Genomic DNA, 23,197 nt, shown 5'->3' on the forward strand with positions numbered 1-23,197 from the left:
TCGCGCTACTTGACCTGCTGCTTGCCGAGCTTGCGCGCGAGCGTGCGCCGGTGCATGCCGAGCCGCCGCGCGGTCTCGGAGATGTTGAAGCCGGTCTCGGCGAGCGTCTCGTGGATGCGTTCCCACTCGAGCGTCTTGATCGAGGTCGAGCGGTTCGTCAGCTCGACCTCCGTGGTGCCGGCGGCGCGACCGAACGCGGCCTCGATGTCGTCGGTGTTCGAGGGTTTGGCGAGGTAGTGGCAGGCGCCGAGCTTGATCGCCTCGACGGCGGTGGCGATGCTCGCGAAGCCCGTGAGCACGACGATGAGCATCTCGGGAGCGTGCCGATGCAGCCGCTCCACGCACGCCAGGCCCGAGGCTTCGCCGTTGAGCTTGAGGTCGACCACCGCATAGCCGTAGCCCGATGCATCGCCCTGCAGCAGCAGCTGTTCGACGTCTTCGAGACTGCTGGCCAGCGCCACCGAATAGCCGCGGCGCTCGAACGAACGGCCCAGTGTTCGGGCGAAGGCCGCGTCGTCCTCGACGATCAGCAGGCGGCGGCCGGCGTCGGCGGCGGTGTCTTCGTCGGTCATGGGGTCTTAGCGCCGCTGGCGGCGATGGCGTGTTCGAGCGTGGCGTCGTCCTCTTCGTCGAGCACCACGGCCGCGAGCGGCAGCGTGATGGTCACGACCGCGCCGCCTTCGGCCCGGTTGCGCGCCGCGACGCGGCCGCCCAGTGTGCGCGCGACGTTCGCGACCAGGAACAGCCCGAGCCCGCCGCCGGGCCGGTTCTTGCTCGACTGGTAGGGCTTGCCGAACTCCTTCAGGATCGCCGGCAGGAAACCCGGCCCCGTGTCGGTGACCGTGAGGATCAGCGCATCGGCATCGTGCGCCACTTCGAGGCGCAGCCAGTGCGGCGAGGCTTCGAGGGCATTGTCGAGCACGTTGCAGACCATCTGCTTGAGGGCCGAATCGGAGACCATGGGCAGGTCCTGGCCGAAGCGGTTGTCGTACTCGAAGGCTTCCACCGGGCGCGTGGTGCGCCATTCATCGACCAGCTCGTCGAGGAAGGTGCTCACCGTGGTTTCTTCGGACGATTCGCCGCGCGTCTCGCCAGCCGACAGCAGGATGCCGCTCACGATGCTCTTGCAGCGCTGGATCTGGAGTTCCATCTCGGCCACCTCGGTCAGGAGTTCGGGGTCTGAGCTGAAATGCGGCAGTCGCCGCCAGTCTCCGAGGATCACCGCGAGCGTGGCAAGCGGCGTGCCCAGCTCGTGCGCGGCGCCCGAGGCCAGGAGCCCCATGCGCACGATGTGCTCTTCTTCGGCGGCGCGCTGGCGCAGGTCGGCCAGCCGCTGGTCGCGGGCGCGCAGGTTGCGGCTGATGCGCGTGATGAACACCACCAGCAGCGCCGCATTGAGCGCAAAGCACACGAGCATGCCCTGGACATACGGGCTCCAGAGGCCGCGGTCGTGGTCGAGCGGCAGCGCGAGCGGGCGCGAGAACAGCGCCAGGCCCGCGAAGCAGGCACCGGTGACCACGACGATCGTCCAGGTGGACCAGGCCTTGAGCAGCACCGCGCCCAGGATGACCTGCAGCAGGTACAGGAAGACGAAGGGGTTGGTGGCGCCGCCGCTCAGGTAGAGCTGCGCGGTGAGCGTGGCGACGTCGACCAGCAGCGCGAGGAACAGCTCGCCGTTGGTCACGCGGCGGATCTGGCGCGATCGCAGCAGGCTCAGGCCGTTGAAGAGCGCCAGGCAGGTCAGCACCAGCAGCATCTGGTCGAGCGGCAGCCGGATGCCGAAGCCGTAGTGCACTACGAGGATCGTGACGACCTGTCCCACCACCGCGAACCAGCGCAGCTGGATCAGCTGCTGCATGTTCTGGTGGCCGGTGGCGTTGTCCAGGCTCGCGACGCCCGCGCGCAGCGGGTGCAGCTCGCCGGCCACCGCGCTGGTCGTCGCTTCAGTCGCGGGGGGCATCGGGGGCTCCGGGGCGGGCGCTGGGGTCGGCGGCATGGGCCGCATTTTCACCGTTCGCGGCCGGCAGGCCCCGGCCGCGCCGCCGGTCGTCGCGCCAGACGAACCACGCCGCGCCCGCCACCATCAGCGCCAGGCCGTACCAGGTGATCGCGTAGACCAGATGGCTGTTCGGAAAGGCGACGACCGTCAGGCCGCCGGCGGGCCAGCCGGCCGCAGCGCCGGGCGGGGCCTCTGCCGCCGCGGCATCGACGAAATAGGGCGCCACGTCGGAGAGACCGCGCGCCGCGGCGATGGCCTGCACGTCGCGCGAGAACCAGCGGTCGGCGGCGGGATCGTTGCGGCGCAGGAAGCCGCCGCCGGGCTCGGTGATGCGCAGCAGGCCGGTCACGCGGGTTTCGCCGCGCGGCTCGCTCGCGGCGCGGGCGGCGCGCGTGCGGGCCTCGGGCGGTACGAAGCCGCGGTTCACCAGCACCACGCCGTCGGCGGTCGCGAGCGGCGTCAGCACCCAGAAGCCGGCGCCGAGCCGGGTGCTGGCCTGCACCAGCGTCTCCTTGTCGTGGAGGAAGGTGCCGGCGATGCGCACATGCCGGTATTCGTCGTTGGCCGTATTCACTTGCGGCCACTGGCTGCGCGCAGGCGGCGGCGCGGCCGGGGCATGCACGCGCGCCTCGACGCGTGCGATGAGATCGAGCTTCCAGGCGCGGCGCTCGACTTGCCAGTTGCCGAGCGCCACGAAGCCCGCGAATGCCAGCGCCGCGAACACCATGGCGACGATCCGCGTGGCCGCAGGGCGCTGGCGGCCGGCCGGCATGGCGGCGGGGGTGGGGCGGTCTGGCGGCGTGGCGGTCACGGCATCGGCGTCAGGGCATGTTCTTCATGTCGTGCACCGACATCGGCATCATGTTGGCGTTCATGTGGTACATGACCCAGAGCGATCCGGCCAGCGTGATCACGACGAGCACGATCGTGAAGATCAGCGCCAGCATGTTCCAGCCGCTCTCGGACTTGGCGTCCATGTGCAGGAAGTAGACCATGTGGACCACGATCTGCACCGCGGCCAGGCCGAGGATCACGAACGAGGTGGTGCTGGGCTTGCCGAGTACGTTGCCCATGACGAGCCAGAACGGGATCGCGGTCAGGATCACGGCCAGCACGAAGCCGGTCATGTAGCCCTTGAAGGTGCTGTGGCTCGCCGGGCCGTCGTCGTCGTGGTGGTCGTCGTGTGCGGAGGCTGTCGTCATGCCATCGATCCCATCAGGTACACAAAGGTGAAGACGCCGATCCAGATGACGTCCAGGAAGTGCCAGAACATCGACAGGCAGATCACGCGGCGGCGGTTGGCGGCGCTGAAGCCGTGCTTCGGCAGCTGGAACAGCAGCACCACGAGCCAGATGAGGCCGAAGCTCACGTGCAGCCCATGGGTACCGACCAGCGCGAAGAAGGCCGACAGGAAGGCGCTGCGCTGCGGGCCCGCGCCTTCGTGGATCAGGTGCGCGAATTCGTAGAGCTCCAGGCCGATGAAGCCCGCGCCGAGCAGGCCGGTCACAGCGAGCCAGGCGAGCGTGCCGCGCATGCGCTTTTTCTGCATCTCGAGCACGGCGAACCCGTAGGTGATCGACGACAGCAGCAGCAGCGCGGTATTGACCGCCACCAGCTGAAGGTCGAACAGGTCGGCGCCCGAAGGCCCGGCCGCATAGCTGCGGCCCAGCACGCCGTACACCGCGAACAGGCAGGCGAAGATCAGGCAGTCGCTCATCAGGTAGATCCAGAACCCGAGCAGGGTTGCGTTCTCCGGATGGTGGTCGTTGCCGACGTGGAACAGCTCGAACACGGGCGGCTTGCCCGTCTGGTCGCTGTGGGCGTGGAGTGCGGTGGTGTCAGACATGGGCGGTGGCCAGCAGGCGCGTGCGTTCGGTCTCGGTGCGGACGACGTCTTCCGCGGGGATGTAGTAGTCGCGCTTGTAGTTGAAGGTATGGACGATCACGGCGGCCACCAGGGCGACGAACGCCACGCCGGCAAAGAGCCACATCTGCCAGATCAGCCCGAAACCGCAGGCCGCGGACAGGGCCGCGACGATGAAGCCGGCGCTGGTGTTCTTCGGCATGTGGATCGGCGTATAGCCTTCGAGCGGGCGCGCATAGCCGCGGCCCTTCATGTCGGTCCAGGCATCGTTGTCATGGATGCGCGGCGTGAACGCGAAGTTGTAGGCCGGCGGGGGCGACGAGGTCGACCACTCGAGCGTGCGGCCGTTCCACGGGTCGCCGGTGGTGTCGCGCAGCGACTCGCGGCGGATGAAGCTCACCACCAGTTGGATCAGGAAGCAGGCGATGCCCAGCGCGATCAGCACCGCGCCGAAGGCGGCGACCTGGAACCAGATCTGCAGCGAGGTGTCCTCGAAGTGGCTCATGCGGCGCGTGACGCCCATCAGGCCGAGCACGTACAGCGGCATGAACGCGACCCAGAAGCCCACCAGCCAGAACCAGAACGAGCACTTGCCCCAGAACGCATCGAGCTTGTAGCCGAAGGCCTTCGGGAACCAGTAGGTGATGCCGGCCAGCATGCCGAACAGCACGCCGCCGATGATCACGTTGTGGAAGTGGGCAATCAGGAACAGGCTGTTGTGCAGCACGAAGTCGGCCGGCGGCACCGCGAGCAGCACGCCCGTCATACCGCCCACCACGAAGGTGACCATGAAGCCGATGGTCCACATCATCGGCAGCTCGTAGCGGATGCGGCCGCGGTACATGGTGAACAGCCAGTTGAAGATCTTCGCGCCCGTCGGAATCGAGATGATCATCGTCGTGATGCCGAAGAACGAGTTCACGCTGGCGCCCGAGCCCATGGTGAAGAAATGGTGCAGCCAGACGAGGTACGACAGGATGGTGATCACCACCGTGGCGTACACCATCGAGGCATAGCCGAACAGGCGCTTGCCCGAAAAGGTGGAGACCACTTCCGAGAAGATGCCGAAGGCCGGCAGGATCAGGATGTACACCTCGGGGTGGCCCCAGATCCAGATCAGGTTCACGTACATCATGGCGTTGCCGCCGAGGTCGTTCGTGAAGAAGTTGGTGCCGACATAGCGGTCGAGCGAGAGCAGGGCCAGCACGGCGGTCAGCACCGGGAAGGCGGCCACGATGAGCACGTTGGTGCAGAGCGCCGTCCAGGTGAAGACCGGCATCTTCATCATCGTCATGCCGGGCGCGCGCATCTTCACGATGGTGACCAGCAGGTTCACCCCCGAGAGCAATGTGCCGACGCCGGCGATCTGCAATGACCAGATGTAGTAGTCGACCCCCACGTCGGGGCTGTAGAGGATGCCCGACAGCGGCGGGTAGGCGAGCCAGCCGGTCTTGGCGAACTCGCCGACGAACAGCGACGCCATCACGAGGCCGGCGCCGAAGGTGGTCATCCAGAAGCTGAAGTTGTTGAGGAACGGGAACGCCACGTCGCGCGCGCCGATCTGCAGCGGCACCACGAAGTTCATTAGGCCCGTCACCAGCGGCATCGCCACGAAGAAGATCATGATCACGCCGTGCGCGGTGAAGATCTGGTCGTAGTGGTGCGGCGGCAAATAGCCCATGTTGTCGCCGAAGGCCACGGCCTGCTGCGCCCGCATCATCAGGGCGTCGGCAAAGCCGCGCAGCAGCATCACCAGGCCCAGCACGATGTACATGATGCCGATCTTCTTGTGGTCGATGCTGGTGAACCAGTCGCGCCACAGGGTGCCCCAGAGCTTGAAGTAGGTGAGCGCCGCCACGATGGCGAGCCCGCCCAGCACCACGGCCGCGAAGGTCGCGAGCAGGATGGGCTCGTGCAGGGGAATCGCCTCCCAGCTGAGGCGGCCGAAGATCAGCTTCGTCAGGTCAAGGTTCTCGAACATCGTCATTCTTCGGTGGTGCACATCGCGGTGACGTACTTGCGTGTGGGCGCCGCGGTGAGGAGGTCATCGGCCTGCCAGGCCGCTTTGGTGGCGACGTTGAACGCGCCGGGCTTGCCGAGGCCGCCGCTCGCATCGATGGCCATCATTTCGTGCATGCACATCTTGTTGCGGTCGACGCACAGGTTGAGGATGGCGCCATACAGGTCGGGCGCGACGCTGCCGTAATGGCGCACCGGCTCGCGCTCGGTCGGGCGCTCGAGCGTCTGCTGGTATTTCTCGCGGGTGAGTTCGCCGTCCTTGCCGGCCTTGACCTTCTGCACCCACTGGTCGAAGCCTTCGTCGCTGAGTCCGTGGAACTTGAAGCGCATGCCCGAGAAGCCCGCGCCGCTGTAGTTGGCAGAGAAGCCCTCGAACTCGCCGGGCTTGTTGATGACCGCATGCAGCTTGGTCTCCATGCCCGGCATGGCGTAGATCTGGCCCGCCAGCGCCGGGATGAAGAACGAATTCATCACGGTGGAGGCGGTGAGCTTGAAGCTGATCGGCCGGTCGACCGGGGCCGCCATCTCGTTGACCGTGGCGATGCCCTGCTCGGGATAGATGAAGAGCCACTTCCAGTCGAGCGCCACCACCTGCACCTCGAGCGGCTTGACGTCGGCGGGCACCGGGCGCCCGGCCTCAATGCGGTCGAGCGGGCGGTAGGGGTCGAGCGTGTGGGTGCTGATCCAGGTGATCGCGCCGAGCGCGATGATGATCAGGAGCGGCGCGGCCCAGATCGCGAGCTCGAGCTGCGTCGAGTGGTCCCAGTCGGGCGCGTACTCGGCCTCGGCCTCCTTGCTCGACTGGCGATAGCGCCAGGCGAAGTAGAGCGTCAGCGCGATCACCGGGACGATGATGATCAGCATCAGCACGGTGGACACGACGATGAGTCGGCCCTGCTGGTTGGCGATGTCGCCGGACGGGTTCAGCAGCACCGTGTTGCAGCCCGCGAGCAGGGCCAGCGGGAGCAACAGGAGCCATCGGCGAAGGGATTTGGAGGTAGGCATGCCGAAAGAAGGTAGTGCGTGGGCTGCGCAAGGAACCCACAATCTACGACCAAAGGCGGCGGCCGGCCATTGGACGTTTTGTCCTATGGCGGGAATGTCCGTTCGGTGAGACGCTTGGCGCCTTGGTTCCATGGTCTATCCCTGTCACTGTCCGTGACACACCTGAATAAAGAACGCAATGACGACGACGTCCAGCATCCGTCCGCACGGGGCGCAGCCCGCGCCGAACACGTCTGTAAACGATGCCCCGCAGGGTGATGGGCATTCACATATCGCGCCTGGCGAGATCGCCGTGGGCGTGGTCATCGGCCGGGCGTCGGAGTACTTCGACTTCTTCGTCTACGGCATCGCCTCCGTGCTGGTGTTCCCGGCGGTGTTCTTCCCGTTCGAGGCGCGCCTCGAGGGAACTCTCTACGCCTTCGTGGTCTTTTCTTTCGCGTTCATCGCACGGCCGTTCGGCACCATCATCTCGATGGCGATCCAGCGGCGCTTCGGGCGCGAGGCCAAGCTGACCATCGCGCTGTTCATGCTCGGCACCTCCACGGCCGGCATCGCCTTCCTGCCGGGTTACGCGAGCATCGGCTTCACCGCGATCGTGCTGCTCTCGATCTTCCGCTTTGCCCAGGGCCTCGCGCTCGGCGGTTCCTGGGACGGGCTGCCGTCGCTGCTCGCGCTCAATGCACCGAAGAACCGCCGCGGCTGGTACGCGATGCTGGGCCAGCTCGGCGCGCCGCTCGGCTTCTTCGTGGCCAGCGCACTGTTCGCTTTTCTGTACGGCAACCTCTCGCACAAGGACTTCCTCGACTGGGGCTGGCGCTACACCTTCTACGTGGCCTTCGCGATCAACGTCGTGGCGCTGTTTGCGCGGCTGCGGCTGGTGGCCGCCGACGAGTATTCGCGCCAGCTCGAGGAGCGCGAGCTCGAGCCCACTGGGGTGATGGAACTGCTGCGCTCGTCGCAGGGTACCAACCTGCTGATCGGCGCCTTCGCGGCGCTCGCGAGCTACGCGCTGTTCCACCTGATCACGGTGTTCCCGCTGTCGTGGATCACGCTGTATTCCGACCAGTCGATCACCGAATTCCTCGTGGTGCAGATGATCGGCGCGGTGCTCGGCGCCGCCGGCATCGTGGCATCGGGCCTGATCGCCGACCGTGTGGGCCGGCGCTTCACGCTCGGCGGACTGGCCGCGCTGATCGCGGTGTTCAGCGGCTTCGCGCCCACCCTGCTCGACGGCGGCCGGATCGGGCAGGACATCTTCATCCTGCTGGGCTTCGTGCTGCTGGGCCTGTCGTACGGCCAGGCGGCCGGCGCCGTGAACTCGAACTTCGCGCCGAGGTACCGCTACACCGGCGCAGCGCTCACGGCCGACCTCGCATGGCTCATCGGTGCGGCCTTCGCGCCGCTCGTGGCGCTGGGCCTGTCGGCCAACTTCGGGCTCGCCTACGTCAGCGTCTACCTGCTGTCGGGCGCGGTCGGCACGCTGGCCGCGCTGGGGCTCGACCGGGCGCTGGCGCGCGACTGACGGCGGGCCGGCAGGGCCCTAAGATGCGGCCATGTTCGCCGCCGCCATCTTCGACATGGATGGGCTGCTGATCGATTCGGAGCGCCCCATCATGGCCGCCTGGATCGAGGCCGCCCGCACGCTCGACATCGAGCTTTCGCAGAGTCACTACCTCCAGTGCGTGGGACTGGCCACGGCAGAGTCGCAGCTGATCCTGCGCACGCTGCTCGGCGGCGACGAGGCCTACCTGCACGCCATCGACCATGTCCGCAAGTGCCTGCAGCTGGAGCGCGCGGACGGCGTTCCGCTTTTTCCCATCAAGCCCGGCGCGGCCGAATTCCTGGGCGCGCTGCGCGAGCAGGGCACGCGCTGCGCCGTGGCGTCGTCGTCGACCAGCGCGCAGATCCAGGCCTGCCTCGGCAGTCTCGGCGTGCTCGACCATTTCGACGCTTTCGCCGGCGGTGACGAGGTGGCGCGCGCCAAGCCCGATCCCGCGCTCTACCTGCTCGCGGCCGCACGCCTGGGCGTCGAACCGGGGCAGTGCGTGGCCTTCGAGGACAGCGAGAACGGCGCTCGGGCCGCCTTGGCCGCGGGCCTGCGCGTCGTGATCGTGCCCGACCTCAAGCATCCGCCGGCGGCCATTCTCGACCAGGCCCTGCATGTGCTCGACTCGCTGCATGGCGCGATGGCGCACCTGCCGCGTTGGTTTCCGCATCCCATGGCCCGGATGCCGGAATAGGCGAGGAGGGATACTCCCCGCCATGCAGATTCACGAAAAGCCCCCCTTCGACACCCCGTTCGAGTGGATCGGCGGCGAACCCAAGGTGCAGGCGCTGGTCGACCGCTTCTACGACCTCATGGAGCTCGAACCCGCATACGTCGAATTGCGCGCGGTGCATGGCACCCACCTCGACAACGCCCGCCAGCGCCTGTTCTGGTTCCTCTGCGGATGGCTCGGCGGGCCGCAGCACTACACCGACCGCTTCGGCCATCCGATGCTGCGCGCGCGGCACCTGCCGCAAAGCATCGGCGGCCACACCATCGGCATCAAGGAGCGCGACCAGTGGCTCGCCTGCATGGACCAGGCGATGGGCGAGACCGGCGTGCCCGAGGGCCTGCGCGCCAGGCTGCGCGACTCCTTCTTCCAGACCGCCGACTGGATGCGCAACCGCGGCGGCTGAAACGAGACAACCACTTCCGAAGAAAGACCTTCGTCCAATGAATTCCATCGTCATCATCGGCGGCGGCCATGCCGCGGCCCAGCTCTGCGCCGGACTCGCCGAAGCGGGGCAGGGCGCACGCGTGCACCTGGTCTGCGAAGAGGCTTGCGAGCCCTACCACCGCCCGCCGCTGTCCAAGGCCTTTCTCAAGAGCCACGAGGAAACCACCCAGCCGCACAAGGCGCTCGACTGGTACCGCGACGCCGGCATCACGCTGCACCTGGGCGACGCGGCCGTGGCCATCGACCGCGAGGCGCGCACCGTCGGGCTGCGCTCGGGCGCGGTGCTGCCCTGGGAACACCTGGTGCTGGCGACCGGCACGCGCGCGCGCCAGATGCCCGACCTGCAGCCGGGCCTCGAGAACGTGGTCAGCCTGCGCGCGGCCGACGAGGCGCATCGCCTGCGCGCGTGCCTGGCCGATGCCGAGCGGGTCACCGTCCTCGGCGGCGGCTTCATCGGGCTCGAGGTGGCCGCGACGGCCCGCGCGCTCGGCAAGCAGGTGCGGGTGATCGAAAGCGCGCCGCGGCTGCTCGGCCGCGCGGTGTCTCCCGAGCTCTCGGCCCACGTGCTCGCGACGCACCGCGCGGCCGGCATCGAGATCGTGCTCGGCGCGCGCACCGGGGCGTTCGAGGTCGAAGGCGACCGGCTGCTGTCGGTCCAGGTCAACGGCGAACGGCAACCGGTGGACCTGCTGCTGCTGGGCATCGGCGCGGTGCCCGAGACCGCACTGGCGCAGGCGGCCGGCATCGAATGCGCCGACGGCATCGTGGTCGACGGCCACATGCAGACCAGCGCGCCCGGCGTGCTCGCGGTGGGCGACTGCACGCGCTTTCCCGACCGCCGCGCGGGCCGCGCGCTGCGGCTCGAATCGGTGCAGAACGCCAACGACCAGGCGCGCACGGCGGTGACCACGCTCACCGGCGCGCCGCGCCCGCACGACGCGGTGGCGTGGTTCTGGTCCGACCAGGGCGCGCTGCGCCTGCAGATGGCCGGCCTGATGCCCGCCGAAGGCACGCCGGGGCTCGCGAGCGTGCGCCGCGCGGGGCCCAAGCCCGAGGCGTTCTCGCTGTTCCATTACGTCGACGGCCAGCTGGTGTGCGTCGAATCGGTCAACGCCCCGGTCGACCACATGATGAGCCGCAAGCTGCTCGAGGCCGGCCGCAGCCCGGCGCCCGACGCGGTGGCCGACGCGGCCGTGCCGCTCAAGAACCACCTGGCCTGAGGCTCAGCGGCGCGCGGGGGCCAGCAGCACCACCAGCGCGCCGGCGCCGCCTTCGGCCGGCTTGGCCTGCACGAAGGCCAGCACCTCGTTCTTCTGGATCAGCCAGCGCTGCGTCTTGGTCTTGAGCACCGGCTGCCGGCCCGGCGAGCCGAGCCCCTTGCCGTGCACCACGCGCACGCAGCGCAGCCCCTTCTTGTACGAACTGCGGATGAAGCCGCCGAGCGCCTCGCGCGCTTCGTCGCTGCGCAGGCCGTGCAGGTCGATCTGCGCCTGGATGCTCCAGTCGCCCTTGCGCAGTCGCGCCGTCACGTCGGTGCCGATGCCGGGGCGGCGAAAGCTCATCGCGTCGTCGACGTCGAGCAAGGTCGTCACGTCGAACTCGTCGGACAGCGATTCGCGCAGCACGCGCTGCTCGTCGAGCTGGTGCTGCACGGGGATCGGCGCGGGCGGCTCGGGCATGAGCGGCACCGCGGCCTTGCGCTTGAGCGGCTCGGTCGCGCCGATGGCGCGCGTGAACAGGTCTTTCTCGGCCGCGCGCCGGCGCTCCGCCGCGGCCTGCGCAGCCGCCTCGGCGGCCTCGCGCTCGCGGGTTTCCGCCAGCGCGCGCTGAACCTGCTTGAGGTCGGAGAGGTCCTTGATCGGCGCCTGGCCCGGCGGCTTGCGCGACGCCATCAGAGCACCCCCGCCTCGGCCATCGAGAAGCCCTGGCCGGTGCTGACGATCACATGGTCGAGCACGCGCACGTCGACCAGCGCGAGTGCGGCGCGCAGCGTCTGGGTGAGCGCCTCGTCGGCCCGCGATGGCTCGATGCTGCCGCTCGGGTGGTTGTGCGACAGCACCACGGCGGCCGCCTGGTGGTGCAGCGCGCGCACCACCACTTCGCGCGGATAGACGCTGGTCTGGGTCAGCGTGCCGCGGAACAGCTCCTCGAGCACGATCAGCCGGTGCTGCGCGTCGAGGAACAGCACGGCGAACACCTCGTAGGGCCGCGATCCGATGTGCATCTGCAGGTACTGCTTCACGCTGTCGGGTGAATCGAACACGGTGCGCTCCTTGAGGCGCTCGGCCATGGCGCGGCGCGCGAGTTCGAGCACCGCGATCAGCTCGGCGCGCTTGCTGTCGCCGCCCATGCCCTTCACGACCTTGAGGTCTGCGGCGCCGGTCTGGAGCAGCCCCGAGAGGCCGCCGAAGCGTTCGAGCAGTTCCTGGGCGAGCTGCAGCACGTTCTTTCCCGCGACGCCGGTGCGCAGCAGCAGCGCCAGCAGCTCGGCATCGGCCAGCGCCGCAGCACCGCGCGCGATGAGCTTCTCGCGCGGGCGGGCGTGGGCGGGGAGGTCCTTGAATGCCATCGGGAAAATCGGGTGAAACCTTGGGAAACCTTCGAAGAGCGGGTGGAAGCCCCGGCTCCTTAAAATGCGGTCCAGTTTATCGGGACACCCACCTTGTCTTTGCCCACCTCCGCCGCACCCATGTCCCATGTCGTGACTTCCGCCTCTTTCCTGACCCTGCACTACCGCCTCTCGGGTCCGGCAGGCGACATCATCAACACCTTCGCCGACAAGCCCGCCACGCTCTCGCTCGGCACCGGCGAGCTCTCGCCGGCCGTCGAGCAGCGGCTGATCGGCCTCGAGGAGGGCACGCACGCCACCTTCGAGCTGCCGGCCGGCGAAGCCTTCGGCGAGCGCAACCCCGAGATGCAGCAGTGGGTGGCGAGAAAGCTGCTCGCGCAGATGGGCGACCCCGATGAGCAGTACGCGGTCGGCGACGTGGTGCAGTTCCCCACGCCCGACGGCGTCGGCAGCTACGCGGGCGCGGTGGTCGAATCGAACGACACTGCGGTGCGCTTCGATTTCAACCATCCGCTGGCCGGCCAGCCCGTGACCTTCGAAGTGAAGCTGATCGGGGTGCTATGAGCGCAGTGCCAGCCATCTCGGAAGTCCTCCTCGCCGAGCCGCGCGGCTTCTGTGCCGGCGTCGACCGCGCGATCGAGATCGTCGAGCGCGCGATCGCCAAGTTCGGCGCGCCGATCTACGTGCGCCACGAGATCGTGCACAACACCTACGTCGTCAACGAGCTCAAGGCCAAGGGCGCGATCTTCATCGAAGACCTGGCCGAAGTGCCGCCGGGCGCCACGCTGGTGTTCAGCGCCCACGGCGTAAGCAAGGCGGTGCAGCAGGAGGCGCGCGACCGCGGCTTCGAGATCTTCGATGCCACGTGCCCCCTCGTGACCAAGGTGCACGTCGAAGTGGCCAAGCTCGCGAAGGAGGGTTACGAGTTCATCATGATCGGCCACAAGGGGCATCCCGAGGTCGAGGGCACGATGGGCCAGCTCTCGAGCGGCATCCACCTGGTCGAGGACGTGGCCGACGTGGCGCGCGTGTCGCCCGGCCAGGCCGAAAAGCTCGCGGTGGTGACGCAGACCACGCTCAGCGTGGACGACGCGGCCGAGATCGCGGCGGCCGTGCGCGCGCGCTTTCCGAACGTGCGCGAGCCCAAGCAGCAGGACATCTGCTACGCCACGCAGAACCGCCAGGACGCGGTCAAGATCATGAGCCCGCAGGTCGAGCTCGTGATCGTGGTCGGCAGCCCCACCAGCTCGAACAGCAACCGCCTGCGCGAACTCGCCCAGCGGCTCGGCACTGAGAGCTACATGGTCGACTCGGCCGACGAGCTGAAGCCCGAATGGTTCGAGGGCAAGACGCGCATCGGCCTCACGGCCGGCGCCTCGGCACCCGAGGTGCTGGTGCGCGACGTGATCGATCGCGTGCGCGCGTTCGGCGCGGTGTCGGTGCGCAAGATGGACGGCATCGAGGAAACCATCAAGTTCCCGCTCCCCAAGGGACTCAAGCTCGACGACATCCCGCCGCCGGGGCACATCTCCTGAACATGCAAGCAACAACGACAACCAACTGGCGCCTCGAAACCGAAGCCGCCGTCAACCGGCTGCGCGCCGGCCCCGCCGGCTTCCTGCGCGAAACCCCGCTGTGGAAGCTGCCGGCCTCGGCGCTGGGCATTGAAGCCCCCGGTGCCGAGGTCTGGCTCAAGCTCGAGCACCTGCAGGTGAGCGGCAGCTTCAAGGCGCGCGGCATGATGAACCGGCTGCTGGCCAACGACATTCCCGACAGCGGCGTGGTCGTGGCCTCGGGCGGCAATGCCGGCATCGCCACCGCCGCGGCAGCCAAAGCGCTCGGCGTGCGCTGCCAGGTGTTCTTGCCGGGCGTCTCGCCCGAAGCCAAGCGTGCCCGCCTGAGGGCGCTCGGCGCCGAAGTGGTCGTGGTCGGCGAACTCTATCCCGACGCGCTGGCGGCCTGCCTCGCGCGGCAGCAGGAGACCGGAGCGCTGCTGACCCACGCCTACGACCAGCCCGAGGTCGTGGCCGGCGCCGGCACCCTCGGCCACGAGATCGAGGCCCAGGGCGGCCTGCCCGATGCCGTGCTCGTGAGCGTGGGCGGCGGCGGCCTGATCGGCGGCCTCGCCGGCTGGTTCGAGAAGCGCGCCCGCGTGGTGGCACTCGAGCCCGAAAAGGCGCCCACGCTGTACCGCGCGCGGCAAGCTGGCGAGCCGGTCGATGTCGACGTGGGCGGCATTGCCGCCGATTCGCTCGGCGCGCGCCGCATCGGCGCCATTTCCTGGGACATCACCCAGCAATTCGTACAGGACGCGCTGCTCGTTTCCGACGATGCCATCCGTGCCGCACAGCGGTGGCTCTGGAAGGAAATGAAGCTCGCGGTGGAACCCGCCGCCGCACTGCCGCTCGCGGCGCTGCAGACCGGCGCGTACCTGCCGCGCGAAGGCGAGAAGGTCTGCCTGATCGTCTGCGGCGCGAACGTCGATCCCGCGTCGCTCGCCACCTAAAATCGCCCGATGCTCGACATCACCCTGCTCCGCAAAGACCTGGCCTCCGCCGTCGCCGGTCTCGAAAAACGCAAGAAGAACCAGCCCTACCTCGACGTGGCGGCTTTCACCGCGCTCGAGGCCGAGCGCAAGACCCTGCAGACCCGCACCGAGGAAATCCAGGCCCGGCGCAACGCGCTGAACAAGCAGATCGGCCCGCTGAAGGCCAAGGGCGAATCGGTCGATGCGCTGATGACCGAGGTCAACGCGCTCAAGGCCGAGCAGGAATCGCAGTCGAAGCGGCTCGACGAGATCCAGCCCGAACTGCAGGCGCTGTTGCTGGCGGTGCCGAACCTGCCGCATGCCAGCGTGCCGGTGGGCGAGGACGAGAGCGGCAACGTCGAGCAGCGCCGCTGGAGCCCGCAAGGCGGCGCCGGTGCATCGGCCACGCCGCTGCCGTTCGCGCCCAAGGACCACGTCGACCTGGGCGCGCCGCTCGGGCTCGACTTCGAAACCGGCGCCAAGCTCGCCGGCTCGCGCTTCACGGTCATGAAGGGCCCGATCGCCCGGCTGCACCGCGCGCTCGCGCAGTTCATGCTCGACACGCAAACCGAGAAGCACGGCTACACCGAGTGCTACGTGCCCTACATCGTCAACGCCGCCACGCTCAGCGGCACCGGCCAGCTGCCCAAGTTCGAGGGCGACCTGTTCGCCGCCAAGAAGGGCGGCCAGGAGGGCGAGCCCGCGCCCGACCATTCGGCGCTCTATCTCATTCCCACCAGCGAAGTGCCGCTGACCAACTTCGTGCGCGACGAGGTCGTGGCCGAGTCGCAACTGCCGATCAGGCTCACCGCCCATACGCCGTGCTTCCGCTCCGAGGCCGGCAGCGCGGGGCGCGACACCCGAGGCATGATCCGCCAGCACCAATTCGACAAGGTCGAGATGGTGCAGATCGTCCATCCCGAGAAGAGCTACGAGGCGCTCGAGCAGATGACGGGCCATGCCGAGGCCGTGCTGCAGGCGCTCGAGCTGCCGTACCGCGTGGTGCTGCTGTGCACCGGCGACATGGGCTTCGGCGCCACCAAGACCTATGACCTCGAGGTCTGGCTGCCCGCGCAGGACACCTACCGCGAGATCAGCTCGATCTCGAACTGCGAGGCCTTCCAGGCGCGGCGCCTGCAGGCCCGCTTCAAGAATGCGCAGGGCAAGAACGAACTCGTCCACACGCTCAACGGCTCGGGCCTCGCGGTCGGGCGGACGCTGGTCGCGGTGCTCGAGAACCACCAGAACGAGGACGGCTCGGTCCGCGTGCCCGCGGCGCTGCGGCCGTACCTGGGCGGGGGCGAGGTGCTGCGGGCCTGAACGGCCAGGGCTTGAAAAAGCCCGCGATTTCTCTGCTAGAATCGCTGGCTCGACAAAACACCGGAGAGGTGGCAGAGTGGTCGAATGTACCTGACTCGAAATCAGGCGTACTAGCGATAGTACCGAGGGTTCGAATCCCTCCCTCTCCTCCAGAAATGGCCCCGCAAGGGGCTATTTTTTTGGCCGCAGCATTTCGCTTCAGCCGAAAGTTCACGTTGCTCGACCTGGTGCGCCGGTGCGGGCGAACTATCGCGCCGACACCCCTCGAGCGGCCTTCCGGCCGCCGTTAAGATCGCCTCCTCCCTGCGCCTCAGCGGCGGCCGTGGGCGACCCCAGATTTCCAACAACGAGGAGGCTCAGCGCCACATGGCCAATGCGTCGATCACGAGCCTGACTCCGGTCCCGGGGTCGGCGGACGAAGCCGAGTCGTGGGTACGCGGCGAGTTGATCCGCAGTTTGATGCGCTCGGCGCGCGGCTCCTACCTGGTTTCGGCGGCGCTGATGCCGGCGATGGTCGGTCTGAGCTGGCTCTACGTACCGCGCTGGGAACTGCTGACCTGGCTTGCCGCGGGCATCGTGGCCACGGCCTGCCGTGCCTGGGGCGCGAGGGTCTATGCCGTGCGCTACGCGGGCCGCAGCGCTGCGGCGCAGCTCCAGTTCACCGAGCGCTATGGCTTCGTCTGGAGCGCAAGTGCGGTCGTCTGGGGCCTGTCGATCCTGCTGTTCTTCGAGCGCATCCCGCAGGTCAACCAGTTCATGAGCTGGCTCATCGTGGCGGGCGTCGGCACCTTTCCGCTCAACGGCCTCGCGCTGCATCCGCCGCTGCTCAAGCGCTATGTGAACACGCTGTTCATCACCATGCTCGGCGCGGTGCTGGTCCGGCTGGTCGGCATCACGCTGGAGAATCCGCATTTCCAGTACGGCTACCTGATGCCGATCCTGCCGATGCTGCACTGGTTTCTGCTGCTGCGCGCCGGCCGCCACATCCACGAGACCGCACGCAACAGCCTCGAGCTGCTGTTCCACAACCACATCCTGATCAAGTCGCTCACGCAGCAGCGGCAGGCCGCGGTGTCGGCGGTGGCGATGAAGAACCGCTTTCTCGCGAGCGCCGCGCACGACATGCGCCAACCGGTGCTAGCCCTGTCGCTGTATGCCGACTGGCTGCGCAACGAGCCCGAGCTGGTGCTCGAACTCGCGCCGAAGATCGTTCGTGCGACGCACGCGGTCAATGCGCTGTTCGACTCGATGTTCGACCTGGCGCGCATCGACTCGGGCCAGGTGCGGCTGCACATCGAGCGGGTGGACGTGGCCGAGCTGCTGCACGACCTCGAACTGCAATACCGCCCGGTGGCCGAGAGCCGCGGGCTCGACTTCCGCGTGCACGTGACCGAAGGCAGCTTCCTGACCGATCCGATCCGCGTGCGCCGGATGATCGGCAACCTGCTCGCGAACGCGATCAAGTACACCACCCACGGCGGCGTGCTGCTGGCCTCGCGACAGACGCGCGACGGCCTGCGCGTGGAGGTGTGGGACACCGGCATCGGGATTGCGCCCGAGCACCTGCGCGACGTGTTCCTGGAGTTCTACAAGGTGGCCGACCACGCCGGCACGTCGGACGGCTTCGGCCTTGGCCTGGCGATCGTCGCCCGGCTCTCGCATGTGCTGGGCCATCCGGTCAGCGTGCGCTCCCGGCTCGGCAGCGGCAGCGTGTTTCGCGTCGCGCTCCACGATGCCGACGAGGCCGTGGCCCAGGCGCGCGTCAGCGCCTCGGGCGGCGGCTGAGAGAAGAAGCGCGACAAGGCAGAAAAAAACCGCGCCGTGTGTGCGCGGTTCTTTTTAGGCCTGCCTGGCCCTTTCAGTTGGAAGAGGACAGCAGGCCGTTGGTGCGCGCGTAGTGCAGCGCCTGCGTGCGGCTCTTGACGCCCAGGCGCCGGAACAGGCGCCAGAGGTGCACCTTGACCGTGTGCTCGCTGATCTCGAGATCGGTGGCGATGTCGCGGTTGCTCATGCCCTTGTCGAGCATCGCGATCAGTTGCGTCTGGCGCTTGGAGAGTTTGCTGTTGTTGGCGAGCGCGGGCTCGTCGGCCTCTTCGGAGCCGGCCATCAGCAGGCCGCGCAGGGCGGCCGCCAGCTCGGCCGAGCTGGCCGACTTCTCGATGTAGGTGTCGGCGCCGGCTTCGATGCAGGCGTCTTCCATGTCCGCGGCCGGGGCCGCCGAATACACGGCGATCGGCACGTTCGGATAGACCTGCTTGACCGCGACCACGCCCGAGACGCCGTTGGTGTCCGGCAGCTTCAGGTCGAGGCAGAAGAGGGTCGGCGCACCGCGCTGCTGGACCGAGCCCGCGAGCTTGTCGAGCCGGTCGAGCTCGACGATGTTCTCGGCGGGCCGAAGGCGCCGCAACACCATCACGATCGCGTCGCGCATCAGGGGGTGGTCGTCGATGACATAAATGCTCATGTTTTCTTCCTTAATGATCGCCCGTCGTCTTCTCTAGCGGTCGCTCCTCGGCGGGTGAACCGATGGAGTGATCTCTTTCAACTTTCGCTGCTGCCAGCGGCCGTGGCCTCTGCCAGTGCGTCCAGCGCCTCGGTCGCTGCGCGCAATGCGTCGGCGTCGGCCGGCTCGAGCTGCTCGGCCAGCGCGGCCAGGGCCTCTGCGCGCTGCTGCTGCAGGGCGGCAATGGCGCGGCCGGCGTCTTGCGGCGACGCGAAGCCGCGGCTCTGGAGCAGGGCGACGCCCTGCGCGTCGAGCAGCTTGAAATAGAACAGGCCGTCGCGCTCGCGGTATTGCTTGAAGCTCGGCTTCGCGACCTTGGCCGCCTTGCGGGCACCGCCTTTGTCGCGGCCCGCCGCGAGATTGCGCAGCCCGACGGCATGGCGCAGCTCGGCCATGAACGGCCGCGAAAGCTGGCGCGCCTTCTCGGCGCCGGCGAGCAGCACGCGCTCGATCTCGGCCGGGTCGTTCATCAGCGCCTCGTAGCGCGCGCGCAGCGGCGCCACTTCGCGGTCGATGCGCTCGAACAGCATCTGCTTGGCATCGCCCCAGGCGATGCCTTCGGCGTAGGCCTGGCGCAGGGCCTCGGTCTCGTCGGCGCTTGCAAACGCCTGGTAGATCTGGAACAGCGCCGAGCCTTCGGTGTCCTTGGGCTCGCCGGGTGCGCGCGAGTCGGTCACGATGCTCGCGATCTGCTTTTGCAGCTGGGCGCGCGGCGCGAACATCGGGATGGTGTTGCCGTAGCTCTTGCTCATCTTGCGGCCGTCGAGGCCCGGCAGGGTGGCGACCGCATCGTCGATCTCGGCCTCGGGCAGCGTGAAGTGCTCGCCGTACTGGTGGTTGAAGCGCTGCGCCATGTCGCGCGCCATCTCGATGTGCTGCACCTGGTCGCGCCCCACGGGCACCTTGTGGGCGCTGAACATCAGGATGTCGGCGCCCATGAGCACCGGGTACATGAAGAGGCCGGCCGTGACGTCGGCATCGGGGTCTTCGCCCTTCGCGACGTTCTTGTCGAGCTGCGCCTTGTAGGCATGGGCGCGGTTGAGCACGCCCTTGCCGGTCACGCAGGTGAGAAACCAGGTCAGCTCGGTGATCTCGACGATGTCGGACTGGCGATAGAAGGTGACGCGCTCGGGGTCGAGCCCGCAGGCCAGCCAGCTCGCGGCGATCTCGAGCGTGGAGCGCTGGATCAGCGCGGGCTCCTGCACCTTGATGAGCGCGTGGTAGTCGGCCAGGAAGAAGAAGCTCTCCACGCCCGGCGCCACGCTCTGGCGCACCGAATGGCGGATCGAGCCGACGTAGTTGCCGAGATGCGGCGTGCCCGAGGGCGTGATGCCGGTGAGCACGCGCAGGGGACGAGCGGAGGAAGACGTGGCCATGGAGAAAAAAGAACGTAACTAGCGCAGCAAAGCCGTGAGCGGCGAAATCAGCAGGTTCAGCACGGCGTAGCCGACATCCATCAGCGGAAGCAGCCAGAAGGTGCTGACGATGCCCGCGAGCACCAGGCCCATCACGATGAAGAAGCCGAAGGGCTCGATGCGCGCGAGAAAGTTCTGTGCCGGCCCGTTGGGCAGCAGGCCCGCGAGCACGCGGCCGCCGTCGAGCGGAGGCAGCGGGAACAGATTGAAGGCCCACATCACGAGGTTGACCAGCACGCCGCCCTGCGCCATCTTGATGAAAAAGGTTTCATTGACGCCCGCGGCCAGCATCACCACCAAGAGCAGTGCCCAGAGGATGGCCTGCACGAAGTTCGATGCGGGGCCGGCGAGCGCGACCCAGATCATGTCGCGCTTCGGATGGCGCAGCCGCCCGAAGTTCACGGGCACCGGCTTGGCATAGCCAAACAGGAAGGCGCCCGAGGTCGCGAAATAGAGCATCAACGGCATCAGGATGGTCCCGATGGGATCGATGTGCTTGATCGGATTGAGTGTCACTCGGCCCATCACTTCGGCGGTGTTGTCGCCGAAATGGCGCGCTACATAGCCGTGTGCCGCCTCGTGCACCGTGATCGCGAAGACCACGGGCAGTGCGTAGATGAGAACGGTCTGAATCAGGTTGGAGATATCCACTGGGCGATTGTGTCAGACGGCGTGCGGGCTTCGGTGCCGCTCGTCAGAGGCCAAGCACCGCCAGCGCGCCGCGGCCCTGCCGCACGACGACCGGCTCGTCGCCCGCGCCCATGGGCGTGAGGTCGACCACGGTGGTCGGCTGCGAAGGGCAGGCGCCCGCGTCGATGACGGCGGCGATCTGCTTCTCGAAGCGCTCGCGGATGGCCTGGGCATCGTTCATCGCCTCGGTCTCGCCGGCCGGGATCAGCGTGGTCGCCAGCAGCGGTGCGCCGTGCAGCGCGAGCAGCTCGCCAAGCACTTTGTGGTCGGGCACGCGCAGCCCGATGGTCTTGCGCTGCGGATGGCTCACGCGCCGCGGCACTTCCTTGGTGGCTTCGAGCAGGAAGGTGTAGGGCCCCGGTGTGGCCGCCTTCAGCAGCCGGTACTGCTTGTTGTCCACGCGCGCGTAGTTGGCCAGCTCGCTCAGGTCGCGGCAGATCAGCGTGAGATGGTGCTTCTCGTCGACCTGGCGGATGCGGCGCAGCGCATCGACCGCGTCCTTGTCGTCGAGGTGGCAGGCCAGCGCATAGCTCGAATCGGTGGGCACGGCCACGATCTCGCCGCGCTGGAGCAGTGTGGCGGCCTGCTTGAGCAGGCGCTGTTGCGGGTTGTCGGGGTGGACTTCGAAATATTGGGCCATGGGGTAAACCTCCTGATCAGGATTCCGCCGGTTCGATGGGCACGCGGCGTTCGCGCACGGTAAGCCAGGCGCCCGCTGCGCCGCAGATGGCGATCATCGCCATGCCGATCAGCGAGAAGCGGTCGGGCACGTGCGAGAAGACGAGCCAGCCGCCCAGCATAGCGAAGGCGATCTGCGCATAGAGGTAGGGCGTGAGCGTGGAGGCGGGCGCGCGCTGGTACGCGAGGATGAGGATGAAATGCCCCACGGTGCCCATGAAGCCCATGAGGCACAGCAGCGCCCACCAGTGCCACGACGGCAGGGCGGTCCAGACGAAGGGCAGCGCCAGCGAGGCGATCAGCGCGCCGACCCAGCCGGTATAGAAATGCATCGTGAGCGGGTTCTCGGTCTGCGCCAGCTTGCTCGTGAGCACCTGGAACCAGGCGTTGGTCAGTACCAGCCCGATCGGCAGCAGCACGGCCCAGCTGAAAGCGCCGCCGCCCGGGCGCAGGATGACCAGCGTGCCGATGAAGCCGCCGGCCACCAGCGTCCAGCGCAGCACCGAGACGCGCTCCTTGAGCGTGGTCGCCGCCAGCAGCGTGATCACGAGCGGCGCGATCAGCACGATCGAGGTGAACTCGGCCAGCGGCATGTAGCGCAGGCTCAGGAAGGCCAGCGTGCTCGACACCAGCAGCAGCGCGCCGCGCAGCAGCTGGTAGCGCGGATGCCGCGTGCGCAGCAGCGCCGTGCCGTGCAGCGGCAGCAGCACCGCCGTGGTGGCGACGGCCTGGAAGGCATAGCGGAACCACACGCCCATGAGGATCGGCACGGCCGCGGTCGAGGTCTTGGTGGCGGTGTCGAGCGTGGCGAAGCAGGCCACCGCCACGATGACCATGCCGATGCCCGCGAGGATGCGCTCCGACTCGAGGTCGCGCGTCTCGCGCGCGGCGGCACGGGCGTCGTCCAGCGCCGCGTTCGCCGCGCCGTCGGTGCCGGGCCCGGGGCTCTGGCTCACTGCGCGGCGCTCACTGCTGGATGCGGTCGCCGAGCAGTTCCCACACCGGCGTGAGCGCACCGGGCAACGGTGGCAGCTTGCCGAGGTCGCAGTGGCTTTCGTCGGGGCTGTGGAAATCGCTGCCGCGCGAGGCGGCGAAATCGAACTCGAGCGCCTTGTCGGCGTACTCGACGTATTCGGCCGTCGTATGGCTGCCGGTGACGACCTCGATCGCCCGCCCGCCATGCGCCTTGAACTCGAGGAACAGCGCGTATTCCTCGTTCGCCGTGAACTTGTAGCGCCCCGGGTGCGCAATCACGGCCAGGCCCTTGGCCGCGGTGATCCAGTGCACCGCATCCTTCAGCGAGGCCCAGCGGTGCGGCACGTAGCCGGGCTTGCCTTCGGTCAGGAACTTGCGAAACACCTCGGGCGTGTCGCGGCAGTGGCCCTGCTCGACCAGGAAGCGCGCGAAGTGCGTGCGCGAGATCAGCTCGGGATTGCCGACGAACTTGAGCGCGCCTTCGTAGGCGCCATGGATGCCCACGCGCGCCAGGCCCTCGGCCATCTCCATCGCGCGCTTGCCGCGGCCGCCGCGCGTGTCGTAGAGGCCCTGCGTCATCGCGGCGTCGTCGGGGTCGAAACCCAGGCCCACGATGTGCACCGTCTCGTTGGCGAAGGTCACCGAGATCTCGGTGCCCGTGAGGTAGCGCATGCCGTTGGCGCGTGCCGCCGCAGCCGCGCGGTGCTGGCCGCCGACCTCGTCGTGGTCGGTGAGCGCCCACAACTCGACGCCGTTGGCAGCGGCGCGCGCGGCCAGCTCTTCGGGCGTCAGCGTGCCGTCCGAAACCACGGAATGGCAGTGCAGATCGGCGTTGAGAATGGAGGACACACCGGCATTCTAGAGGCTAAGGAATACCGACGCGGGCGCATGGATGCTGTCCTGATTGCTA

General features: G+C 68.2%; 24 protein-coding genes and 1 tRNA gene. 10 read left to right on the top strand and 15 right to left on the bottom strand.

Going from position 1 to position 23,197, the window contains the following annotated elements:
• Positions 1-5: 5 nt before the first annotated feature.
• Genes AC3A6G_RS06675 through cyoA form a run of 7 tightly spaced genes read right to left on the bottom strand, consistent with a single transcriptional unit; the run spans position 6 to position 6,887 of the window.
• The gene (locus AC3A6G_RS06675) at positions 6-572 is read right to left on the bottom strand and encodes a response regulator transcription factor (RefSeq protein WP_487859422.1); all 567 of its coding nucleotides are present in this window, start codon (positions 570-572) and stop codon (positions 6-8) included.
• Positions 569-1,960: an ATP-binding protein gene (locus AC3A6G_RS06680; protein WP_487873378.1), complete on the bottom strand. Its 1,392-nt coding sequence runs from the start codon at positions 1,958-1,960 to the stop codon at positions 569-571. Before AC3A6G_RS06680 ends, AC3A6G_RS06675 begins: the two co-directional genes overlap by 4 nt.
• A complete protein-coding gene (locus tag AC3A6G_RS06685) occupies positions 1,944-2,810 on the bottom strand; it encodes an SURF1 family protein (RefSeq protein ID WP_487859424.1) in 867 nt (288 codons plus the stop codon). Before AC3A6G_RS06685 ends, AC3A6G_RS06680 begins: the two co-directional genes overlap by 17 nt.
• A 10-nt stretch (positions 2,811-2,820) precedes the next feature.
• Complete coding sequence (gene cyoD / locus AC3A6G_RS06690; RefSeq protein WP_487873379.1) at positions 2,821-3,201, bottom strand: cytochrome o ubiquinol oxidase subunit IV; 381 nt, start codon at positions 3,199-3,201, stop codon at positions 2,821-2,823.
• Positions 3,198-3,845: a cytochrome o ubiquinol oxidase subunit III gene (cyoC, locus tag AC3A6G_RS06695; RefSeq protein WP_487873380.1), complete on the bottom strand. Its 648-nt coding sequence runs from the start codon at positions 3,843-3,845 to the stop codon at positions 3,198-3,200. The genes cyoD and cyoC overlap by 4 nt, the downstream gene beginning before the upstream one ends.
• On the bottom strand, positions 3,838-5,844 hold the full coding sequence (cyoB, locus tag AC3A6G_RS06700) for a cytochrome o ubiquinol oxidase subunit I (protein WP_487873381.1): 2,007 nt from the start codon (positions 5,842-5,844) through the stop codon (positions 3,838-3,840). The genes cyoC and cyoB overlap by 8 nt, the downstream gene beginning before the upstream one ends.
• 2 nt (positions 5,845-5,846) lie before the next feature.
• Positions 5,847-6,887, bottom strand: a complete 1,041-nt coding sequence (gene cyoA / locus AC3A6G_RS06705; RefSeq protein ID WP_487873382.1) for a ubiquinol oxidase subunit II — start codon at positions 6,885-6,887, stop codon at positions 5,847-5,849.
• A gap of 178 nt (positions 6,888-7,065) precedes the next feature.
• Between cyoA and AC3A6G_RS06710 the strand changes: the two genes are divergently transcribed.
• Genes AC3A6G_RS06710 through AC3A6G_RS06725 form a run of 4 tightly spaced genes read left to right on the top strand, consistent with a single transcriptional unit; the run spans position 7,066 to position 10,830 of the window.
• On the top strand, positions 7,066-8,409 hold the full coding sequence (locus AC3A6G_RS06710) for an MFS transporter (protein WP_487859429.1): 1,344 nt from the start codon (positions 7,066-7,068) through the stop codon (positions 8,407-8,409).
• Positions 8,410-8,440: 31 nt separating this feature from the next.
• The gene (locus AC3A6G_RS06715; RefSeq protein ID WP_487873383.1) at positions 8,441-9,127 is read left to right on the top strand and encodes an HAD family hydrolase; all 687 of its coding nucleotides are present in this window, start codon (positions 8,441-8,443) and stop codon (positions 9,125-9,127) included.
• 22 nt (positions 9,128-9,149) lie between these two features.
• Positions 9,150-9,569 (top strand): group II truncated hemoglobin, encoded by a 420-nt coding sequence (locus tag AC3A6G_RS06720; RefSeq protein ID WP_487859431.1) that lies wholly within the window; start codon positions 9,150-9,152, stop codon positions 9,567-9,569.
• A 37-nt stretch (positions 9,570-9,606) separates the two neighbouring features.
• On the top strand, positions 9,607-10,830 hold the full coding sequence (locus AC3A6G_RS06725; RefSeq protein WP_487859432.1) for an NAD(P)/FAD-dependent oxidoreductase: 1,224 nt from the start codon (positions 9,607-9,609) through the stop codon (positions 10,828-10,830).
• Positions 10,831-10,833: 3 nt separating this feature from the next.
• Here the strand turns inward: AC3A6G_RS06725 and AC3A6G_RS06730 are convergent, their stop codons facing one another.
• Complete coding sequence (locus tag AC3A6G_RS06730) at positions 10,834-11,502, bottom strand: Smr/MutS family protein (protein ID WP_487859433.1); 669 nt, start codon at positions 11,500-11,502, stop codon at positions 10,834-10,836.
• On the bottom strand, positions 11,502-12,179 hold the full coding sequence (gene radC / locus AC3A6G_RS06735; RefSeq protein ID WP_487864238.1) for a RadC family protein: 678 nt from the start codon (positions 12,177-12,179) through the stop codon (positions 11,502-11,504). Before radC ends, AC3A6G_RS06730 begins: the two co-directional genes overlap by 1 nt.
• 120 nt (positions 12,180-12,299) lie before the next feature.
• On the opposite strand from radC, the gene AC3A6G_RS06740 reads away from it, so the two are divergent.
• The 6 genes from AC3A6G_RS06740 to shkS all read left to right on the top strand — a co-directional run bounded on the left by AC3A6G_RS06740 (position 12,300) and on the right by shkS (position 17,811).
• Complete coding sequence (locus tag AC3A6G_RS06740; RefSeq protein WP_487859435.1) at positions 12,300-12,743, top strand: FKBP-type peptidyl-prolyl cis-trans isomerase; 444 nt, start codon at positions 12,300-12,302, stop codon at positions 12,741-12,743.
• Complete coding sequence (ispH, locus tag AC3A6G_RS06745) at positions 12,740-13,714, top strand: 4-hydroxy-3-methylbut-2-enyl diphosphate reductase (RefSeq protein ID WP_487859436.1); 975 nt, start codon at positions 12,740-12,742, stop codon at positions 13,712-13,714. The genes AC3A6G_RS06740 and ispH overlap by 4 nt, the downstream gene beginning before the upstream one ends.
• A gap of 2 nt (positions 13,715-13,716) precedes the next feature.
• Positions 13,717-14,685 carry a threonine/serine dehydratase gene (locus AC3A6G_RS06750; RefSeq protein WP_487873384.1) on the top strand — a complete coding sequence of 323 codons (969 nt, stop codon included), beginning with the start codon at positions 13,717-13,719 and terminating at the stop codon, positions 14,683-14,685.
• Positions 14,686-14,694: 9 nt separating this feature from the next.
• On the top strand, positions 14,695-16,026 hold the full coding sequence (serS, locus tag AC3A6G_RS06755; RefSeq protein ID WP_487864236.1) for a serine--tRNA ligase: 1,332 nt from the start codon (positions 14,695-14,697) through the stop codon (positions 16,024-16,026).
• 62 nt (positions 16,027-16,088) lie between these two features.
• Positions 16,089-16,178: transfer RNA gene (locus AC3A6G_RS06760), tRNA-Ser, on the top strand.
• A 214-nt stretch (positions 16,179-16,392) separates the two neighbouring features.
• Entirely contained in the window at positions 16,393-17,811 is a 1,419-nt protein-coding gene (shkS, locus tag AC3A6G_RS06765) for a surface-behavior sensor histidine kinase ShkS (protein ID WP_487859501.1), read from the top strand.
• Between the two features lie 73 nt (positions 17,812-17,884).
• Here the strand turns inward: shkS and AC3A6G_RS06770 are convergent, their stop codons facing one another.
• From AC3A6G_RS06770 to AC3A6G_RS06795, 6 genes are all read right to left on the bottom strand, one after another.
• Positions 17,885-18,490, bottom strand: a complete 606-nt coding sequence (locus tag AC3A6G_RS06770; protein WP_487859502.1) for a response regulator transcription factor — start codon at positions 18,488-18,490, stop codon at positions 17,885-17,887.
• Positions 18,491-18,567: 77 nt separating this feature from the next.
• A complete protein-coding gene (locus AC3A6G_RS06775) occupies positions 18,568-19,905 on the bottom strand; it encodes a tryptophan--tRNA ligase (RefSeq protein WP_487873385.1) in 1,338 nt (445 codons plus the stop codon).
• An 18-nt stretch (positions 19,906-19,923) separates the two neighbouring features.
• Entirely contained in the window at positions 19,924-20,595 is a 672-nt protein-coding gene (locus AC3A6G_RS06780; RefSeq protein ID WP_487859504.1) for a site-2 protease family protein, read from the bottom strand.
• Between the two features lie 43 nt (positions 20,596-20,638).
• Positions 20,639-21,274: an L-threonylcarbamoyladenylate synthase gene (locus AC3A6G_RS06785; protein ID WP_487859505.1), complete on the bottom strand. Its 636-nt coding sequence runs from the start codon at positions 21,272-21,274 to the stop codon at positions 20,639-20,641.
• A 16-nt stretch (positions 21,275-21,290) separates the two neighbouring features.
• Positions 21,291-22,268: a DMT family transporter gene (locus tag AC3A6G_RS06790; protein WP_487859506.1), complete on the bottom strand. Its 978-nt coding sequence runs from the start codon at positions 22,266-22,268 to the stop codon at positions 21,291-21,293.
• A 10-nt stretch (positions 22,269-22,278) separates the two neighbouring features.
• A complete protein-coding gene (locus tag AC3A6G_RS06795) occupies positions 22,279-23,136 on the bottom strand; it encodes a 3',5'-nucleoside bisphosphate phosphatase (RefSeq protein WP_487859507.1) in 858 nt (285 codons plus the stop codon).
• Positions 23,137-23,197: the final 61 nt, after the last annotated feature.

It is taken from the genome of Variovorax sp. Soil_C_26 (assembly GCF_057657075.1).

Bases quoted from the DNA above. Each gene is read 5' to 3' on its own strand.
- AC3A6G_RS06675 (WP_487859422.1), bottom strand. From the start codon at position 572: ATGACCGACGAAGACACCGCCGCCGACGCCGGCCGCCGCCTGCTGATC.
- AC3A6G_RS06680 (WP_487873378.1), bottom strand. From the start codon at position 1,960: ATGCCCCCCGCGACTGAAGCGACGACCAGCGCGGTGGCCGGCGAGCTG.
- cyoD (WP_487873379.1), bottom strand. From the start codon at position 3,201: ATGACGACAGCCTCCGCACACGACGACCACCACGACGACGACGGCCCG.
- cyoC (WP_487873380.1), bottom strand. From the start codon at position 3,845: ATGTCTGACACCACCGCACTCCACGCCCACAGCGACCAGACGGGCAAG.
- cyoB (WP_487873381.1), bottom strand. From the start codon at position 5,844: ATGTTCGAGAACCTTGACCTGACGAAGCTGATCTTCGGCCGCCTCAGC.
- cyoA (WP_487873382.1), bottom strand. From the start codon at position 6,887: ATGCCTACCTCCAAATCCCTTCGCCGATGGCTCCTGTTGCTCCCGCTG.
- AC3A6G_RS06710 (WP_487859429.1), top strand. From the start codon at position 7,066: ATGACGACGACGTCCAGCATCCGTCCGCACGGGGCGCAGCCCGCGCCG.
- AC3A6G_RS06715 (WP_487873383.1), top strand. From the start codon at position 8,441: ATGTTCGCCGCCGCCATCTTCGACATGGATGGGCTGCTGATCGATTCG.
- AC3A6G_RS06720 (WP_487859431.1), top strand. From the start codon at position 9,150: ATGCAGATTCACGAAAAGCCCCCCTTCGACACCCCGTTCGAGTGGATC.
- AC3A6G_RS06725 (WP_487859432.1), top strand. From the start codon at position 9,607: ATGAATTCCATCGTCATCATCGGCGGCGGCCATGCCGCGGCCCAGCTC.
- AC3A6G_RS06730 (WP_487859433.1), bottom strand. From the start codon at position 11,502: ATGGCGTCGCGCAAGCCGCCGGGCCAGGCGCCGATCAAGGACCTCTCC.
- radC (WP_487864238.1), bottom strand. From the start codon at position 12,179: ATGGCATTCAAGGACCTCCCCGCCCACGCCCGCCCGCGCGAGAAGCTC.
- AC3A6G_RS06740 (WP_487859435.1), top strand. From the start codon at position 12,300: ATGTCCCATGTCGTGACTTCCGCCTCTTTCCTGACCCTGCACTACCGC.
- ispH (WP_487859436.1), top strand. From the start codon at position 12,740: ATGAGCGCAGTGCCAGCCATCTCGGAAGTCCTCCTCGCCGAGCCGCGC.
- AC3A6G_RS06750 (WP_487873384.1), top strand. From the start codon at position 13,717: ATGCAAGCAACAACGACAACCAACTGGCGCCTCGAAACCGAAGCCGCC.
- serS (WP_487864236.1), top strand. From the start codon at position 14,695: ATGCTCGACATCACCCTGCTCCGCAAAGACCTGGCCTCCGCCGTCGCC.
- shkS (WP_487859501.1), top strand. From the start codon at position 16,393: ATGGCCAATGCGTCGATCACGAGCCTGACTCCGGTCCCGGGGTCGGCG.
- AC3A6G_RS06770 (WP_487859502.1), bottom strand. From the start codon at position 18,490: ATGAGCATTTATGTCATCGACGACCACCCCCTGATGCGCGACGCGATC.
- AC3A6G_RS06775 (WP_487873385.1), bottom strand. From the start codon at position 19,905: ATGGCCACGTCTTCCTCCGCTCGTCCCCTGCGCGTGCTCACCGGCATC.
- AC3A6G_RS06785 (WP_487859505.1), bottom strand. From the start codon at position 21,274: ATGGCCCAATATTTCGAAGTCCACCCCGACAACCCGCAACAGCGCCTG.